We start from the raw sequence: 18,233 nt of genomic DNA, 5'->3' as shown, positions 1-18,233 counted from the left end.
AGACCTGCATATGAAGCCTGGAGGGGCCGGTAGCGGAGCAAGCGCGTCGGCCAGCGCTAGATTCGGCGGCCGGCGTGGTCGGCGAACTCGTCGAGAAGTTCGAGCACGTCGGGGGAGCGCCACCCGCGTTGGCGCTTATCTAACTGCGCGGACACGGCGATCCCGTCGGCTTCCAGGCGCTCGAGTGCGTTGCGGGCGGTCTCCGCTGACACGCTGAACTCTGCGGACACGGCGGCGGTTGTCAGTACGGGGCGCTGCACGAGGAGGTCGAGGACGCGCCATGCGAGGGCACCGGCACGTGCGGTGAGCAGGCCGTTCCACTCGTTGCGGATCTGCGTGAGCTCTTCTGCCAACCGCGCTCCGCGCCGTGCGGCTTCGATCGATGCCCGGGCGAACAGTTGGACGATGCCATCGACATCACCAGCGCGGTACGCGTCCAGTGCTGCGAAATATCGTGTGGTGTCGGTGAGGAGGCTGGCAGAGATGGGCAGTGCGGTGGTCGTCGCTAAGCAACGGCTCCGCATTAACACGTGGACGAGCGCTCGCCCTGTGCGGCCGTTGCCGTCGGCGAACGGGTGGATCGTTTCAAACTGCGCGTGCGCAATCGCCGCCTGCGCCAGCGCCGGCATGTCGTCGCGCTGCATGAACGCGCCGAGGTCCTTCATCAACGCCTCGAGGTGGCGGTGGTGCGGCGGAACAAACAGAGCGCCGGCGGGGGAGTGGTCGCTACCGCCGATCCAAACCTGCTGGTCACGCAGCCGCCCTGCGATGTTCGGCGAAGACTGCCCCAGCAGAATCCGGTGCATCTCCACGATCCCCTGGACGTCCGCCCGCGCGTTCTCCACCGCCGCCGCCATCTGCCGTGTGTTGGCCACGATGAGGTTCGCGTTGGCGCTGCCTCGTCCAGTCACCTCGGCTTCCAGCACTTTCCTTGCCGACGACGTCAGATTCTCAATCCGACTCGACGCCACCGACTCGCTCCGCAACAACAACGGCGTAAACGGTACGACCCGGTGTGCCTCGGTGGTGTCGAAACGAACCGTCTCAATCGTTGCTGCGTCCAGGATCGTCTGCGTCTCCTGCGACAGTGCAACGCGTTCGTTGGCAATGCGTGGCACCACGGCCGCTGCGTATTGACGCGGCGCATTCCGAATCGCCCGCCGCGAGTACCCAGCAGGCGACGGTGTCCACGGCAGCGTCTCGCTATCAACTTTGGGCCAAGTCATGATTTTGAAACTACCACCAAACTTTTGGCCTTAAGTTTGGCAGTTTGCGCGGACCGCCAAGGTTTCGGTGGCCTTACCGACGCGCCCGTTTCCGTTCATATGCAGGGCTCGATATGCGTAAGTGCCGGTCAGAGCGTTTTCCGAAATTTCGGCCGTTTTCCCCGGAAACCCCGTGACCAGGGGTTACGCATATCGAGACCTGCATATGAAGCTGGGAGGGGCAGCGTGAGAGCCGGTACGCTCGGCCCCATGACTCAGTCAACCCGCAGCGCATCGCTTCACGACGACACCACCGCCGACCGCCTCACCCAATCCGCCATCGCCGGCACCCTGATCGCGGTACCCGACTACGTCCGTTCCACCCCAGGACGCATCTTCGCGTGGACGGCGATCCTCGGCGCGTACGCGGCGGCGGTGGCGAAGTTCGACACCGTCTACGAGGACACCGACCACGACGTCACCGCCAAGGTGGAGGAGAAGCCCGACACCACGAACCCGAAGGTCACGTGGGGGCTGCTCGCCGGTGGGATCGCGCTGAATGCGCTGGGCCTGCGCCTGCACGTTGTCGTCCAGACGAAGCTCGCCCGCGCACTCGAGCGTCGCGGGGTTAAGAAGCCGCACACGTTGCTCGGCGCCGCGCTCGCAGCGGTGATGTTCGCGGCGCTGGAGGCCGACGCGCGGGTCAGGCAGGGGTAGGGGTTCGCGCTGGCGATGACCGACGGTGAGGGCAGGGACGCCCCAACGTCAGCTCCATAACTTCCGCCGCCGGTCTAACACCCTCGTGAGGTCTCTCGCCCGCCGCGGATCGAAATCTGTCGCAGCGACTATTCGCTCCGCCGCGCCATCGGTTACGCGCAAGGCTTGAGCCATGACGCGCTCGGCTGCGCGCTCCGTTAAGCCTATTTCCGCACAGAATGCCCGGAATATCTTGCCACTGATGTTGTCTTTTCGCCCTTGCACTGACAGTGCCATCGTGGAATCCCCGTAGGGAATCGTTGACGGGATGTCGTAGATGGGAGACATCGCAGCCCCGTGATCTCCCCAGATCAGCGACATGTTCTTTGCATGAAGGTCACCGTTTCCAGTCAGCCACGCAAGTGCGACTTGGAAGGCGATTGATCGGGCAGTCAGGCTTGGCGACGAGCTCACCGCTTTCATCGCCTCCGCCACTTCCTCCATCGCCGGGGTGTACTTTGCGCTCGGGTATAGACCCATGATCTGCGCGGCATCTTCGACGTGGAGCCGTGTGCCGTTTGACCGGTCGAAGCGGGTGATGAGGAGGCCGGGGCGGCTGGAGTCGTCGATAAGCAACTGCGTCTCAGCGAGTGGATACTTGGCCGCGGCTGCAATGGCAAAGCACTCGGCCTCATTCTCTACAAGCTTCGGGTACTCGGGCGGCGAGATTTTGAGAATGTAATCGGTGCCGTGGCCGCGAACCGGAGCCGCAATAGTGCGTGCTGATGCCTTGTCTTGCACACCGGGAACCGCAATGGGGTCCGCGATGCCTGCGTCAGTGATAGCGGCGGAGAAATCGAGCGGGCCGGACAAATCAATCGCGGCAGAGGCGTGCGTAAGCGGCTGACCGTGCGGAACGATGCTGACATCGCCGACCGTATCGGTACCGACAGCAAGAAGGAGGGAAAGCTCATCGTCAAGTGATGCTTTGACCGTGCGCTTCAACGTAGAGAGGCGTCTCCCCTCCGGCAGAAGGTTGGCAAAAAATGGCGGGAGTGCACCTGCCGAGTTGACGTAGGGCGCGCCACTGATCGGCAGCGTTGAGGCCACAGCCTTCGTGGCGCCCTCCACGTAGTCGAACTCCGTGCGGCCATCGGCATGGGTGGTGAAGTGGCCGACCAGTTCCTCGCCCACGTACACGTCTGCTGCAACAACCGGGGACGTCACAGCAGATCACCCTTATGCACAACAGGTTCGAGGTCGTAACCGAGAACCGCAAGCACCTCGATCACCTTGCCGATCTCCGCCGTCGGCTTGCCATGCTCCAGTTCCCGGAGGAACCGGTCCGACACGTCCGCAAGCTCCGCGACCTCCAGTTGGGTCAGCCTCCGCTCCTTGCGCTGAGCGCGCACAAAACTGCCGAGCGCCTCAATGTCCACGCGCCACGCCTCCTCGCCGATCGTATTACGGAACGTTCGCACCGAATCTGTTCCAATAGGTCGTGAGTTTAGCGCAAAACAGTGCATTTCGGTGCGTTCGATCCGAATTGGAGGCACGCGCCCTCAATTTTGCGATATTTCCCATCAGATCGGCACGTTCGTTCCGTCGCAGGTGAGCTCGCTGGGTGGTCGCGGTCGCACACGCACAGCCATCCGCCTATCTACGCACCGGCTTAGCCCAGCGGCGCGTAGCCAAAGTCACCGCGCTGCACCTGACTGCGGGCATTCGGGTCGAAGGTTGCGCACAGGGCTGCCGCCACGTAGCGCACACCGCCTGCCGGCGAAGAGGAGCCGACGCGCTCGGCGCAGTTCTCCAGGGCTGGCAGGCCGATACTCTCCCCGGGCGAAGTCATGGAGAAGAAAGACGCGGCCATCATGGTGTTGCCATCGGCGCGCACGTATTCCGAAGAGCCCTTAATAGCTTGCCAAGCAATCGCCCCGACGGGATCGGTGCGGAACTGGTCCCGCTCAGTAGGGGTCAGCTCGGCGTTAGCAGCAGGCGCGGACAGTGTTGTGATGAGTAGTGCTGCTGTTGCAGCAAGGAGAGGAAGCTTTTTCATAGGAACACTCTATCTCCCGCGCCACAGTTTTCCTCGGCATTGCCGACCCCGGCTTAACTGATGGCGCTGCGCAACTGTCGAATCTCGGCAGGCCCCACACGGCGCAATGCGGAGTCCGCAAGGGTTGACCCATCGGCGACCTCCGTCACCTCAATCTGAGTCAGCTTGATTTTCGGATTACTCTCAACCACATGGGTTCCCCGAAAACGCTGCAGCTTTTCATGATGGACGGCACTGCCACCGGGCCGATCAAGGCCTCGATTAGAAATTGGGTCGGCCGGGTCTATTCAATCCCGCGCACCGAACTCAATTCGGAAGAGCTCCGAGGGCGTCCGGAGCTGAACCACCCCGCGGTGTATTTCCTGGTTGGCACGAACCCGGAGACGGACAAGCCGCGGATCTACATCGGCCAAACCGCGCCCCGCCAGAACGGCGTCGCATTCGCTAGGGCCGCCGAGCATTCACGTAGCGCGGACAAAGACTTTTTCAACCGCATCATCTACGTGGTTGTGGTTGACGATTCCTGGGGCGCCACCGAGATCACCTTCCTGGAAAACGCGTTCCACCAGCGCGCCATTAAAGCGGACCGTTATGAGGTCGCCAACGGCAACACCCCGTCCGCTGGCAGTGTCAGCGAAGAGACCCAAGCAGAGCTGGACGAGTTCATCGAGAACACCAACCTCATCATCAGCGCTCTGGGCATTTCCGCGTTCCAGCCGAAAGCAACTTCATCGAAAGCTCGCACCCCGACCAACACGGCTGCAGCCCCGGTGCGCCCAAGCGACGACGAAGAACCGATCTTCGAGCTCACCGTTCTCAGCCAAGGCGTTCAAGGCTTGGGCCAGCGCACCGCTTCCGGTTTCCTCGTCCTGGAGGGATCCACGTTGCGGCCGGAGCTGCGTCCCAGCGCCCCGCGAGGGGTCCACGCTACCCGGGAGCGCTACGCGGACCAGATCCAGGACAACACGCTGACCTCAGACTTGGAGTTCACCAGCCCGTCCGCCGCAGCGGCGTTCCTGGTGGGCGGTGCAGCAAACGGCAGAACGATGTGGCACCTGCAGGATGAACCGTCCACCACGCTCGCAGCCTGGGAAGACCGCGAGGGGGACGAAGCCGACCAGCAGGCAGTAAGTGAGGTTGAGTAATTAAGCGACCACTTGCTGAATCCTGCGTGCTCCAAGGCCTCATTTTGGTAGCTCTGGTGGCGCAACCGGAAACGGCCTTAAAGCCTCGTAGACGTAGCAATCCCACCGAGCGCCCGTAGGAACTTTTACGCCGCCTGTTTCTCTAAAGGCAATCACTGTTCGACCTTCTTGTTCGATATCTCTGTCAAACAGTTCTTGGAATGCTGGTGCCTGGCGGGCCGTCTCTATAGAGAGCCTCTTCGCAACTGAACCGGCCTCGTGAACGAGATATGCTCCGCATGGTCTGCCGTCTTCGTATACAAGGTGAGCAGCACTCTCCTCCGCGCGAACAGGTGCTCCAAACAAGTCCGGGAATTTCCTGAACGTCGTCAAGTAATCGCTCCACCTCCGAAACCGCTTCATTCGGTCACTAGCGCTCTGCAAAGACGGCTCAAGACTATGGAATTGTTCCCATTTTCCTCGGTTTTTGAGCCCCTGTTCGCCGAGAAAGGCCAACGTTGTTCGTGGGAATCGTTCTCGGGCTTCGAACAACCTGTTCGCAAAAAATTCATTCAATGCCTCAACCGCAGTTTGAGCATTCCGGATCATGCTTGCATCGACAGCAGCCCCTCCGTGAATGACACCGTTACGAATAGTGGCTACATACCGGTACCAGTTGGAAACCGCATTTTCCTCTCGCAACTTCTCTTTTCGCCACGATTGTCCGGTAAGAACGGGATACAGCTCGTGCATCATCAAAGCGGTTACCGATTTTTGCTGCTTTCGTCCAGACTTTCCTTTGAGGAAATGCTCGGCAGCTTCGTGTGGCGATAGCCCCTGTTCCCAAAAGAGGTGCTGGAGTAACTCATCTATAAGGGTCTCGCACGCAGAAGCGTAAAGAATACAAGCAACGTTGTAGTCCCCGGATCGTCTTTCATACCGTTCAGCTTCGAAATACAGTTCCGTGTACCTGATAAAGGGTCCGGGAACATCAAGATTTACTAATGCAGCATCGATCCATTGGCCAACTGCATCCGGCTGAGGCAAGTGTTCTTCCGCGCAATCGAAGTTCTGGTTCACCACGAACAAACCGGTGGGCTCCACCGTGGGCAATGGTATTTCGAGACGCTCCAGTTCCCATGGTTCTTTTTCCCCCTGTGCGAATGGGATAGAACTAGGAAGGGCCTCCCTCCTGACCTGCGCTACCGGGGCCCCAATCGCTATTGCTAGAGCACTTAGCCACTGGTTAAGCATCAAAATTCCAAAATCGAAGGCCGCTGTAATGTCCCGGCTATCGACTTCACCCTGAGCAACCTGTCCAGTTTCTTGCGAAAAGTCCCGACTAACGATTATTTCGAAAACGGTGAAAGCCTGGTCACCAGAGCTTACGAAAGAGTGATCCTCTGTGACACGTCTAGGATGAAGTCGACGGTTCATTGCATTACTGCAGGCTTGAAAAGCTGAATGCGCTATCGCAGGGGCATTTACTTGGTGGGGGACCAGGCACACGCTATCGGCGCTAAAAGTTTCAGTGCCAGCACGATCGGTATATGTCATGCTTGGCCTTCTTATATATGGATGCCGATCCCTAATCGGTAATGGCTCCGGTGCTGGAATGAAGAAATGCCATGAAGTCATGGAAACCCCCTAACCCTCCGGCAACAGCTCCGAGCGCTCGCCAACCGTGGTCACCACCAGCGCGTCGCGAGCGCGCGAGGCTGCCACGTACAGCAGCGAACGCTCGCGCTGCAGAGCGGCGCGGGCGTCTTCCTCGGATAGGTTCTTCAGCCGGAAGCGCAGCGGCATGATCTCCTTGCCCACTCCCATGAGAATCACGTGGGTGAACTCCATGCCTTTGGCGCCGTGCATGGTCATCACGGAAACCTGCTCATGGGAGGCCAACTCGGCGTTTTTGGTCTGGACGGCGTCGATGCCGTGGTCGGCAAGACCGGAGACGACGCGGGAGAGCTGCCCGCGGGTGCGGCACATCACGCCGACGCGGACTTCCTTGCGCGGCCCGTCTTCACCTGCACGCTCGGCTTCCTCCAGCCAGCCGTTGATCAACGCAGCCGCAACAGAGAACTCCTCGTCCTCCGACGCCGCGGTCACAATCATCGGCGCCGGGCCGGTTCGCGCGGAGCGGTACCCGCCAACAGAGTCGACCTCGCCCTCGCCGTCCAAGAACTCCATGTCGCCACCGACCAGGATGCGCAACGCGTAGTCCAGGTTCTCTTTGGTGGTGCGGTAGTTCAACGTTAAACGCCGGGAAGCGCGGCCGCGAGTAGAAATGCCAAAGTGCGACAAGGTCAGCGGGTTGCCGTAGATGCGCTGGTGGGAGTCTTCGGCGAGGAAGATGTCGTTCTCACCCTCCGCCACGCACGCGCGCAGGAAGCGCCAGTGGCCGGCGTTGAAGTCCTGCGCCTCGTCCACAACCACGTGGTCGAACAAGGACCCGCCGCCGCGCTCGTAGCGCACGTTCAAAATCTCGGCGCCCACGGCGGACATGGTGGGCCAGAACAGCTGGCCGTCGATGGCCTGGGTCTGCATCAGCGACTCCAGCACGGCCCACACCTGCTTGCGCTGCTTGCGGTTCAAAGGCGTGCCGCGCCCGGTGCGCGCGACCTTCAGGTACTCCGCCAACGTCGTAATCCCGCCCGCGAGCACCACAGTCTCGTACTCGGCCTGCAGGAACGCCTCGTTGGCAATCTCGCGGGGCATGGATTCGTCGGTGGCCTCCAGCGCCCCCTCCCACACCTGGCGCGCGGCCATCTCCGTGTACGGACGCACGCGCGGGGCGGCGACGCCGAGGACTCGCCGGGTTGCCTCCGAAACCTCCTCGGGCGTGCCCAGGGAGACCACCTTGCGCACCACGGCGTCGATGTTGTCCACCCACACGCCGTCCTCGCCGGGCTCGCCGGCCTCGAGGTACACCGGATTCAGCGCGTTGAGCTGGGACTTCAACCCCTGCGCCAGACCCTTCGTAAACGTGGTCAGCAGCACGCGCGGCCCCGCCCCAGCAACGCGGCCCATAGCCAGATTGTTCGCGCGGTGCACCGCTACCACCGTCTTGCCGGTGCCGGCGCCGCCGAACACGCGCGCGGAGCCCTTGTACGAGTTCTCCGCCATGCGGCGCTGCTCCGGGTGGATGTACACGCGCCACTGCTCAAAGCTGCCGGACTCGATCACGCTGCGCAGAGACTCAGTCTCCACGTCGTCCACGTACGCGAATTCCAGCTCCGCAGCCGCCTGCCGCAGACCAGCCAGCAAACGGGCGTCCTCGGACTCCGCCGCCTCCGTCGCCGAGACCTTCCGCAGGCCCAGCGACTCGCGCGTCTCCTCAACCGAATACCCCGCCACCAGCGCCAACACAGCCTCGTGCTCCCACTTCGGCCGCGGCGCCAACAGCGCGTCCAACCCGTCCTCGGATTCGAGCGCCAACACCTGCTCGGTCAGCGCCGGGTCAATGCCCAGCTCCTCCCACAACTTCTCGGGCGTCAGCTCACCCAACACCTCGCGGGGTGCGGGCGATTGCTTCTCGACGAGCTCCGCCTCCACCCCCTTCTCCTTCGCAACCGCCTTCGCCTGCTCGGCCGCCAACTCGTGCGCAGCCTGCGCGGCCGCCTCGGCCTTGGCGCGCGAATCAACATCCGCCGCCGCATCCCCCGCAGCAGGCTCCTTGGTCAGCGTCGTAATGCCGTTGATCGGGTTCACGTCCAGACGCAGCCGCGCCGGGTCCAGCCGTTCAGCTTTGAGGTTGCCTTCGTCGTGCGAGTCCACGTCCACAAGCACGAAGTGGTGCGTGTCCTGGTCGCGGATCTCAAAAAGCACCGCGCGGAACTGGTCGTTGATGCGGCCGGTGCGCACGCGCTTGTCCACGGCGTTCGTGAGCGTCTTGATCTTCAACGACGGGTTCGTCGGGTCGGCAGACAGCTTCTGCAGGAAGTTCATCGTCGGCTTCATCAGTGCGCCGTCGAGGTCCAACCCGCTGTACAGGCTAAACGTCACCATGGTGTTACTCCTTACCCAGCAGCGCGGCCGGGATCGTCTCTGCCGAGAGTGTATCGGGGTACAGCAGCGTCCAGCCTTGCTCGCGAAGCTTGGCTTCGGCACCCGCGTAGGAGGCGTCCTGCTCGATCAACAGCGCGATGCGCAGCTCGGTCCAGGACACGGCGGTCGGGATGGATCCGATTTCCTCGCCGATCTCCTCGGTCGGCGCCGCGCCCGCGTCCACGAGGGTGCGCAACGCGGCGGCCACGTCGGCTTCGTCCTCGAACTCTTCGATCGCCTCGGCCCACAGCCCACTGACTGCGGCCTCGACGGCACTTTGCTTCTCGACGTCCTCCGGTTTCCCAACGCCCACAGCATCCCCGTCGCCAACGTCGACCGTGACGGTGTTGTTGGCCAGCCACACGATGTTGGCGAAGCGCAGGAAGTCGCGCCAGTTGTCTTCGGTGATGGAGCCGGGCGTCAGGGCGTCGACGAACAACCGCTGCAGCATCATCTCTTCGCCTACCTTGGCGGCGTCGAAGTGGATCTCGTTGCGGAACGTCAGACGCGCCCCACCCGGGATGCGCGAGGGCACCACGGAGGTACTGAGCATCTGTAGCAGTGCTTTGTCCATCAGCGCGTACGAGGACCGTTCCGGCTCCGCCAGGTAGGTCAGCAGCTGCGTGATGGGGGAGGCCTTCAAAAACGCGATCTCGTTGTTGCCGATGCCCTCCATGGCGCGCGTGCGCTTCTCCGCTTTTTCGCTGACCCACGCTGGTGCGGCCTCGACGAACGTCGTCTCCTGGGCAAACCAGTCCAGGCCGGCGTCGGTGACGTTCCACGGCAGGATCTGCTTGTCGCCGAAGTGCAGGCTGTTGCGCTTGTGTATGTCGGTGGGGAAGCGGTAGTGCTGCGCGCTGAAGTGGAACGCTGCACCGTCGGTATAGACGGCCACCGAGCGCAGCAGCGGATTGCGGCGGTGCTGGAACAAGAAGTCCGGGCGCGTGTAGCCGTAGTCCACCTGCTCGCGCATTCTCCACTCCTCGCCGGAGGCGAACGTGATGTGCCACTCCACACCGCCGGCGTTGGGGATGTCCTTGACCGTGGCATTGCGGGCCTCAAGCGCGTCGCGCATCATCTCGCGGAAACGGACCTCCAGGTTGGAGGACTGGTCCAGCTGCGGGGCCTCCGTTTGCGGGGACCACTGCACCGACAGCGGATCCAGGTCCTGGGCGGGGTGGTCCTGGTTGCTCAGGATCGCGCGCAGGGCGCGCTCGGCGGCGGCGCGGGACGTGACCTCGACGTGCTGGAAGTTCGTGTACGGCAGCAGGCACTCCGGGCACGCGAGGCGCTCGTCAGCAGCGCAGTCGCAATCCCGCACCTTGGTGAAGGCGCGCTCGAGGAGCCTGCGCACGTCTTCAGGTTCGGCGAACTGCGAGAGATACCCGGTGCCGCCCGGCACGTTGTCGTGCATGAGCAGGGCCTCGACCGTCTTGCCGGTGGCGTCCGGAACACGCACCGTGACCACGTTGAGGTGGTCCGGGTCGCCGCCGAGGACCTCCTTGAAGCCCAGCTTGATCGCGGCGGTCAGGCTCGGGATGGTCGCCTTGTCGCCGGCGGTGAGTTGTACCGGCACGTGCAGCAGCACGCCCTGGGTCTGCAGCGTGCGTCCCAACGCGACCGTGACGGACTCTTCCTCACGAGCGTTGCGCTTCGGGCACCACGGCCTGTGGTCCCACTTCGAGTTCGCGCCCTTCTGCGAGTCCAGATGACCGCAGTAGTTGCACACGGTGAACAGGGGAGCGTCAATCTCTTTGCCCGCCAGCATCTTCTTCGTGGCCGGGCCGCGGCCGAGGTTGAACCAGCTTAAGTTCACGTACCGCAGGTACTCCGCGCCGAAGCCCTGGGAGAGGAACCACTTGCCGCCGTGGCCGCCATCCGGCACGGAGAAGCTCAGCGCAGTGTGGAAGAACATGGTGAAGCGGTCTTCGTGGGAGCCGTCGATGGTCGCTCGCGCACGGTCCACCTCGGCGGAGACGCGGCGCATGCGCACCGTCTCCACAATCTGGCCCTTGTCCGCGAACGCGCCCGCACCACAGACCGGGCACGCACCCGGCGCGGTGCCGGTGACCACTTTCTCGCCGTAGGAGCACTCCGGGCAGAGGCGCCACTGCTCCACGTCCGCGCCACCTGCGCCGAGCTCGACAGCGTCCACCGTGGCGGCGATACCGCGGGCGTAGAACGTGTTGCCCGGCGCGAGCTCCGTCAGAGCCGACGACACGCCGCGGGAAAGCTCAAAGGTCTCCGGGTCGATCTGCATCGACGACGGGTTGAGCTGGGAGACCACCACCGCCAGCTCCACGGAGTCATCCAACAGCGTGAAGTTGGGCAACAGCCCGTAGCGCTCCATGGAGCTGATCCAGAACTCGTCGAGCAGGATCTCGTTGTAGTCGCGCCCGGCGCGCCGCCATGCCGCCTTGGTGCTGCGCTTTTCCCGCTCCAGCTCCGGGTCTGCGTTCTCGGTGCCCGCGTTCGGGTCGACCTTGGCCTCGAGCTCCTTCAACCGGTCCGCGAGTGTGTCCCAGCGCGCCTGCAGCTCGGACTTTTCGGCCTCCCACAGCAGGCGGGTGCGCTCGAGCTCGCCGAGCAGCGAGTCCGGCCCCTGACCGCACGCCCACTCGCGCACGCCATCCACGGTTGCGGCGTCCACGTGGCCGTCCTCAACCGTGGCCAAAAAGGCGTCTACGCGCTCATCCACCCCGGCCGCGATCTCCTCGCCGAGCACCTGCACTAGTGACGTCTTACGGCTGCTGAACACGTCCTGCGCGTGCGCGACCTGCAACCCGTTCGCGGCGAACGCCATGGTGTCCACCAGGTACGCGGTGGTCTGCCTGCGCAGGATCTCGGTGGCGGAGAGGAACGCCGCCGGCGGCACCACGGCACCCGCGATCACAGAGAGCGGCTGGTTCAGCTTCGGCAGCATCGTGCCGCGGCCCTGCACGAACGCGAGCACCAGCGAGTTGCCGGTCAGGCGCCCGGCGCGGCCCACGCGCTGCACGTACGAGGACACGGACGTCGGCAGCGAGGCGAGCATGACCGTGGACAGGTCGCCGATGTCAATACCCATCTCCAGCGTCGGCGTTGCTACCAGCACGTTCGGCGCGTTCGGCGCCTCTTCGTCGGTACCGCGGAACGCCCGCTCCAGCGCCAACCGCTCCTCTTTGGGGATCAGGCCGGTGTGCTCGCGCGCCACCACCGCGCGCGGGGTGGTGGAGGTGTACAGCCGCGAGTAGTAGTTCTGCTCAATGCCTTCCGCCTCCAGCTCGCCGAGGCAACCGGGCGTCGGGCACGGCAGCCCGGCGAGCAGGGAGCGGGTTTGCTTGTCGACGCCCAACGGTCCCCGGCACACCCCACAGTGCAACATCTCGGCTGCGTCTTCGTGGCGCACCACCACGCTCTCCGGCGCAAGCGCGTAGATAGTGCCGCCGGAGTTCGTGGACACCGCCTGCACCGCTCCCTCCCGGGCGAGCACCTTGAACACGTTGGTCAGCACGTTCGTGGCGTCGTGGGTGGAGATCCCTAGCACCTTCGACGTCCACCGCGCGTACCGGCCGCGCGGGCTGCCCAGGGGAGTGATGCCGCGGTCCTTATCGTCCAACGCCGCGCCCGAGCGCGGGAACTCCGGCGCTCCGCCCTTTGGGAAGCTCGGCATACCGTGCGCCTTGGCAAAGCGGTTGTGCAGGCGCCACGAGTTCGCGTCGTCCTGCAGGTAGGTCTTCAACATCGGCGAGTACACGCCGCCGCGGTCACGCACCTGCTCCAGCAGGCCCCGCAGCCAGCGCAGACGCAGCTCCGGCGAGCCGGCGTCCGCGACCTCGAACAGGCCCTCGTTCACGTGCTGCAGCGCCTCCTCGGCCGCCGCCAGCAGGACTTCATCATCCACCTGGACCGACGGCACCAGCGCACCCGTGGACACCAACGAGCGCGGCAGGTGCGCACGCTGCCCGAACTCGAGCGCCGCATCAAGCTCTAGGCGGTGCAGTGCCGCAGTGGTGGCCTCTCGACGGGCCGCGGTATCAGCGTCCTTCGCCCAAAACGGCGTAAACGTGGTGGTCTCCGCCACCTCCGGCGGCAGCAGCTCAAAGCGCGCACGCGCCGAGTCTGCGGCCTCGTCCGCGCGCCCCAGAATCCGCAGCGGCAGCTGTGCGAGCGACACCTCGTCGTCGCCGACGACGCTGCGCATCAGCGTACGGACGCCAAACGCGCGCGCCCTGGACTGCACGAAGCCCGCGCGGTGCGCCGCGTCCTGCACGGAGTCCGCGAACACCAGCGTCTTCTTCTCGTTCTGCTCCAGCGACGGCATGCCGAACAGGTTGGACAGCCCCACCGACAAAAGCGTGGCCACGCGCGAGCCGATGTAGCGGATGGAATCCGCCTCGCCACACGACGGGCACGTCTGCTCGCGCGCGAGCTCCTCTGCGTTAAGCCCCGTGTACGTGAGCACCGGCACGGAGCTGCCCTCAGCGAGCTCTTCTTCGCTGGGCTCGGTGCGAGACAGCGTGCGAGATTTGGTGTGGAACCACATCAGCACACGGTTACCGTCCTCGTCGCCCAGCTGGGTCAGCTCCTGGTGCTGCCTCACCGCCTCGCGGTGCTCAGCGGTCGCATCAATCAGTGGACGCACAAGCTCAGGCTTATCGACGCTCGCCTTCCGGATCTCCGACCCATTCAGCACCACCGCATCCGTACCCGGCTCGAGTGCCGTCATCCACCCGGCGCGACCGCACGAGCGGCAGTACGTGGCCGGCAGCCACACGCCGGTGTTGTCGCCGCCGAGCTGGCCGTCGTCCGCGAACCGGAACGTCTCGCCGTCCTCGGTTGGCGTGACGGCGCGCTCGATGCGGGAGACCTCTCGCACCCACAGGTGTGTTTCCACACCGGGCAGGCGCTTGCCTCCAAAGCCGAACTCCTCACCGGCGAGCGCGCGGATCTGCGCCACGGCGGTAAGCAGGTGGGTGACAAACTCCCGCGCGGTGGTCTCACCCAGGGTGCGCACCACGATCGGGTCGAACATGGCCTCCGGCAGCGACTTGCCGCCCTCACCCTCACGGCGGATCAGGGACTTCGCCGGGTTCGCCTGCTCCAGCAGCTTCTCGGTCAGCGGGTGCACCGCGTACGCGGCGATGGTTGTCTTCAAATCCGCGCCGGCGTCCACGCCCCACAGCTGCGTGCGGAACACGTCCAGCACGACCTCGGCGTGGTCGCGGCCGGAGTTGTCGCTCGCAATCGCGTCCACGATGCCGCGCAGCTGGTCAATGTCGGGGGAGAGGGGAGCGGCGTGCGTACCGAACGTCTGCGCAATCTCTTCCGTCCACTCCGTGTACGTCAGCGTCTTTTCGCCCACCAGCGCATCCGGGGTGAACGTCTCGCCGAAGATGGTCTCGGCGAAGTCGAGCACCTTCTGCGTGTCGTCCTTGCCGCCGAGCGTTGCCGACGTCGCCACGGGCGTCACCCGCCCCAGTGGGTTCGACGCGTACTCGCCAGCGAATCCGTCCGGTTGGTGCTGCTTGAGCATGAGCCCTAATCGACGGAGCAGCAGCGCCACGTCCGTGCCCTGCGCACCGTCGTAGGTGTGGAACTCATCCAGCACCAGGTACTGCAGCGAGGTTGCCGAGCGCTTCCAGATCTCCCGGTTATCCTCGCGCAGCAACAGCTGGTCCAGCATCTTGTAGTTGGTCAGCAGGATGTCCGGCGGATCCTGGCGGATCTGGTCACGGTCGTTGATCAACGAATCCTTGGTGACCTTCTTGACGCTCCCCGTCGCCTCACCCGTGAAGATCCCGGCCGTGACACCGGCAAGCGCCGGCTCGTTGGTGATCAGCTTGGCCAGACGGTCCGCCTGGTCGTTCGCCAGCGCGTTCATCGGGTACAGCAGCAGCGCCTTGGTGCCGCGCTGTCCCTCAGCTCGAGCCCGCGCCGCGTGATCCAGCACCGGGTACAGGAAGGATTCCGTCTTACCGGAGCCGGTACCCGTGATCACCAGCGTCGGCTGCGGACGCCGCGCCCCCTGCTCATCCCTACTGCGCAGCCTGCGGAACGCTTCCGCCTGGTGGTGGTATGGCGTAAACCACTCCGGCATCCAATCCAGAATCCCGTCCCACCCGATGGCGCGCGCGTACGGCAGACGAGTACGCACGTACGGCCCGTGGAACATACCCCGCTCCGTGTCCTCCAAGAACGCCTTCAGCGCGTTGGACGTCTCCGGGTTCGCAAGCGAAAACGCAGTGGCCAGATACTCGGATACACCGCCGAGGACGTGCTCTGATGCGTGAACGGGGATGAGGGTAGACACAAATCCAACAGTATTCGATCTGCTTTAGTCAGTCCGAGACGTGATCCGTTTGCTCTGAACGCCGATCAGGAAGTTGGCGCTCCTTCGATGGGACTTACTTTAGTGCTTCAAGGAGCGGCCTCGACATGATTAGCAATTCAGATTCTCGCCTTTTGCCGCCCGCTGAGTAAGCAACCTCAATATGCTCTGGATTAGTGTCTGCGTATAGTTCCCGAATAAGAGGATCATCATCGTAGGTCGCGAACCAATAAGGAAAAACGCTGTCTTTTAAGGCGTTTCGCAAAACTTCATGATCCTCGGGCTGGAAATAGTTCATATACAGTCCCTCAGCCTTACGCACGTACGGGGGGTCTGCGTAAACCAAGCTTGATCGAGGTGAAGCCGCTGCCACCTCGACACCAGACAACAACTTCTCGCCATCCAAATTGGTCACTCTAATCCTTTTTGCCTGACTACCAATCTCGCGAATCAACGAAACCAAAGCCGGCTTATTGAAGCGACAATCCATCTTGTACTTGCCGTTTTGTTCGCGCCCACCTATCACCCCTCCGCGAATTACCCCAGATCTGTTGGTCCTACTCATATAAAAGTAAGCGGCACCCAATTCGAAGCTGTAACCGGAAGAATGGTCGGATGCCGTAACAATCTCACGCTGAGTCTCCCATTCCGTAATCGTAATTGGGACTTGCTCGATCCATTCAATGAGACGATTTGGCTCATTGACCACTGCGGACCAAAAGGAAAATATCCCCGAGTCCAGATCATTAACCCATACGCGTTCAACACTTTTCTTTAGTAGAAGATCCATCGCAATTCCTGCGCCGCCACAGAATGGTTCCACATACTCTTCAAACTCAATTGTCGAGCGCGTCAGTAGATCTCTAACGAAAGGGCGCAATTGCGATTTGCCGCCCGGATACCGTAAAGGGGTTCTTGTGATAGGCATCTGCGGTCACGTAAATCGGGAAACGATTTGATAATTTTTCCTGAAGGCTTCTTCAAACTCGCCAAGTTCAATATTCGCGTTTAAAAGCCAAAACCTAACAAGTGCTTCTTGAACCTCGGATGGTTTCATATCAAACCACCACTTATACTGTTTCTTCTGTGAAAGGTTTTTGGGCATCTTATCACAGTTCATGAGGGTGTAGTAGTTTACCTGGTACGCGCGGAGCGCCTCTAGTTTATAAACTTCGCAGAACTCACCCTCTTTGTTGAAGTAATTAAATAGCATCTCTTCCACTGGTCTGTCTCCCGGCAGGAACAATATGCTCCGGTCCTCTGCGCGCTGCAGCTCATTTTTTGGATGCCTGAAAACCGATTTAGACAATTTCTCAGTTATTAGGTTTTCTGGCTCAGCACTTACATCTGGGTCGAGCACGATTAACGCTCCGCTTAACTCAGCCGAAAACTCATTGGCCATCATCAGAATCGAAGACCAACCGAGATTTCCTTCTGGTAGACGCACTTGCAGGTCACTAAAACGTTCCTGTTGAATACAACGGAAAACTAAACGCGCTACGTCATCTTCCATGAATACCCGCGGGTAAGCGGATGCAGCTCCAGGCGCCAGGATCTGGTTATTCATATCCGCTTCAATTGCCGCCATCGACGGGTTAGTCACAACTTCCAGTTCAGACCCTGTTCTTCGGAAGTAAGCTATCTTAACTGTGTCGTTCTTGGGATGCGTCACTTCTGATATTCGCTCTAAAAGCGAAAGGGAATGAGTGGTGCAGACAACTTGAAAACCTACTTCTTTAGCAGTTTCATAAAGAAAATCGAAGAGCCGAGTTTGCGCAACTGGGTGGAGCGTTGCCTCAATTTCATCAATGAGGAGCAAACCCCCTCTAAATCTATCGCCAAGCGATTCCTTAAGGTTTTTGAAGCTGAGCGCAGCTAAAATTATTTGACCGAGATTATCTTGCCCAGCAGAGTTGGAAACGGCTCCATAACTCGAAGTTGTTACACCCGATCCCTTCTTACGGGCAGCGCTGGCTGAGGTGATTAGACCTACGTTCTTAACATCCTGGCCGATATTGAGAATCTTGCGATACTTTTCGCTATAGACTTTGTATGTTTCTTCATTTAAGTTTGTCTTAATAGCTGAATAGTCTTCAGTTTCACCCACTGGAAATAGCCTAGAAAGACCCAAGTAGTAAGTGGGCCAATCAAGTTTGGCTTCACTCGGAATTGGACGTTCTTTCTTCTGAGGGATAAGGCGGAAGCGACTTCGCGGGTCCAGCCGAAGATCGAGCTTCTTCCCATTCTTGATTGTTGGATTATTAGCACTGTGAATCGACGATCTGAAACTCAGATATCCGCTGGGAGGAATGTTGTCCACCATTCCGGAACTATCATCGGCGAATTGTACGATTGCTTTCCCGCCCGAGTCGTCATAGCCGACGTCGTACTTCAGAATTTCTGATAGTTCTGTCCTGAAGGGATCTCCGTTGAGATGGGAGGCATGCTTTTTATGGAGGTTTCCAACATTTCCTAAAACGGCTAATACAGTTGACTTGCCTGTACCGTTCAGCCCGGCTATTGCGGTAAAAACATTGCCAAGCTCAACTTTCACATCGTTTTCGGTCGGGAACGCACGAATACCCTTGATCTGAACATTCTCGATGTGCATGAATTCTCCTAGTCCGAACGAATCTAGGAGAATAATACTTATAAAAGCTGGTCGGGCCAGCACTCAGTATGGCGTTTCTTACCATCCTTCCTTCTCGAAGCTGCGACTCAATATCGGTCGCTTCTCTCAGTTCCTTAGTGGGGCCGGAAACTGCTGTGTTTTGTCAAGTTGTTTTAGGCCG

General features: G+C 61.5%; 11 protein-coding genes. 2 read left to right on the top strand and 9 right to left on the bottom strand.

The genetic code is table 11. The features are described from left to right. Nucleotides 1–56: 56 nt before the first annotated feature. Nucleotides 57–1,226: a Fic family protein gene (locus tag HMPREF3171_RS08940; RefSeq protein WP_070484557.1), complete on the bottom strand. Its 1,170-nt coding sequence runs from the start codon at nt 1,224–1,226 to the stop codon at nt 57–59. Nucleotides 1,227–1,475: 249 nt separating this feature from the next. On the opposite strand from HMPREF3171_RS08940, the gene HMPREF3171_RS08935 reads away from it, so the two are divergent. Continuing rightward, entirely contained in the window at nt 1,476–1,922 is a 447-nt protein-coding gene (locus HMPREF3171_RS08935; RefSeq protein WP_070484554.1) for a hypothetical protein, read from the top strand. Between the two features lie 48 nt (nt 1,923–1,970). Here HMPREF3171_RS08935 and HMPREF3171_RS08930 read toward each other — a convergent pair whose 3' ends face one another. From HMPREF3171_RS08930 to HMPREF3171_RS08920, 3 genes are all read right to left on the bottom strand, one after another. After that, nucleotides 1,971–3,128, bottom strand: a complete 1,158-nt coding sequence (locus HMPREF3171_RS08930; protein WP_070484551.1) for a type II toxin-antitoxin system HipA family toxin — start codon at nt 3,126–3,128, stop codon at nt 1,971–1,973. Further along, a complete protein-coding gene (locus HMPREF3171_RS08925) occupies nt 3,125–3,382 on the bottom strand; it encodes a helix-turn-helix transcriptional regulator (RefSeq protein WP_239356533.1) in 258 nt (85 codons plus the stop codon). The genes HMPREF3171_RS08930 and HMPREF3171_RS08925 overlap by 4 nt, the downstream gene beginning before the upstream one ends. Before the next feature lie 191 nt (nt 3,383–3,573). After that, complete coding sequence (locus HMPREF3171_RS08920) at nt 3,574–3,960, bottom strand: hypothetical protein (protein WP_070422092.1); 387 nt, start codon at nt 3,958–3,960, stop codon at nt 3,574–3,576. Nucleotides 3,961–4,151: 191 nt separating this feature from the next. On the opposite strand from HMPREF3171_RS08920, the gene HMPREF3171_RS08915 reads away from it, so the two are divergent. Further along, nucleotides 4,152–5,105, top strand: coding sequence for a GIY-YIG nuclease family protein (locus HMPREF3171_RS08915; RefSeq protein ID WP_070484548.1), 954 nt, complete (start codon nt 4,152–4,154; stop codon nt 5,103–5,105). A 39-nt stretch (nt 5,106–5,144) separates the two neighbouring features. Here the strand turns inward: HMPREF3171_RS08915 and HMPREF3171_RS08910 are convergent, their stop codons facing one another. The 5 genes from HMPREF3171_RS08910 to HMPREF3171_RS08890 form a co-directional block, all read right to left on the bottom strand. Next, a complete protein-coding gene (locus tag HMPREF3171_RS08910; RefSeq protein WP_070422094.1) occupies nt 5,145–6,521 on the bottom strand; it encodes a hypothetical protein in 1,377 nt (458 codons plus the stop codon). A gap of 210 nt (nt 6,522–6,731) precedes the next feature. Next, on the bottom strand, nt 6,732–9,092 hold the full coding sequence (locus HMPREF3171_RS08905) for a 3'-5' exonuclease (RefSeq protein ID WP_070484545.1): 2,361 nt from the start codon (nt 9,090–9,092) through the stop codon (nt 6,732–6,734). Between the two features lie 4 nt (nt 9,093–9,096). Then, entirely contained in the window at nt 9,097–15,423 is a 6,327-nt protein-coding gene (locus HMPREF3171_RS08900) for a DEAD/DEAH box helicase (RefSeq protein WP_070484541.1), read from the bottom strand. A gap of 94 nt (nt 15,424–15,517) precedes the next feature. Continuing rightward, entirely contained in the window at nt 15,518–16,369 is an 852-nt protein-coding gene (locus HMPREF3171_RS08895; protein ID WP_070484538.1) for a DNA adenine methylase, read from the bottom strand. 6 nt (nt 16,370–16,375) lie between these two features. Further along, nucleotides 16,376–18,052: an AAA family ATPase gene (locus HMPREF3171_RS08890; protein WP_070484535.1), complete on the bottom strand. Its 1,677-nt coding sequence runs from the start codon at nt 18,050–18,052 to the stop codon at nt 16,376–16,378. Nucleotides 18,053–18,233: the final 181 nt, after the last annotated feature.

This window comes from Corynebacterium sp. HMSC08F01, from assembly GCF_001807545.1.
Taxonomy (GTDB): Bacteria; Actinomycetota; Actinomycetes; order Mycobacteriales; family Mycobacteriaceae; genus Corynebacterium; species Corynebacterium coyleae.
Note: the sequence above shows the minus strand (reverse complement) of the source record. Positions and strands in the feature narration are given on the sequence as shown.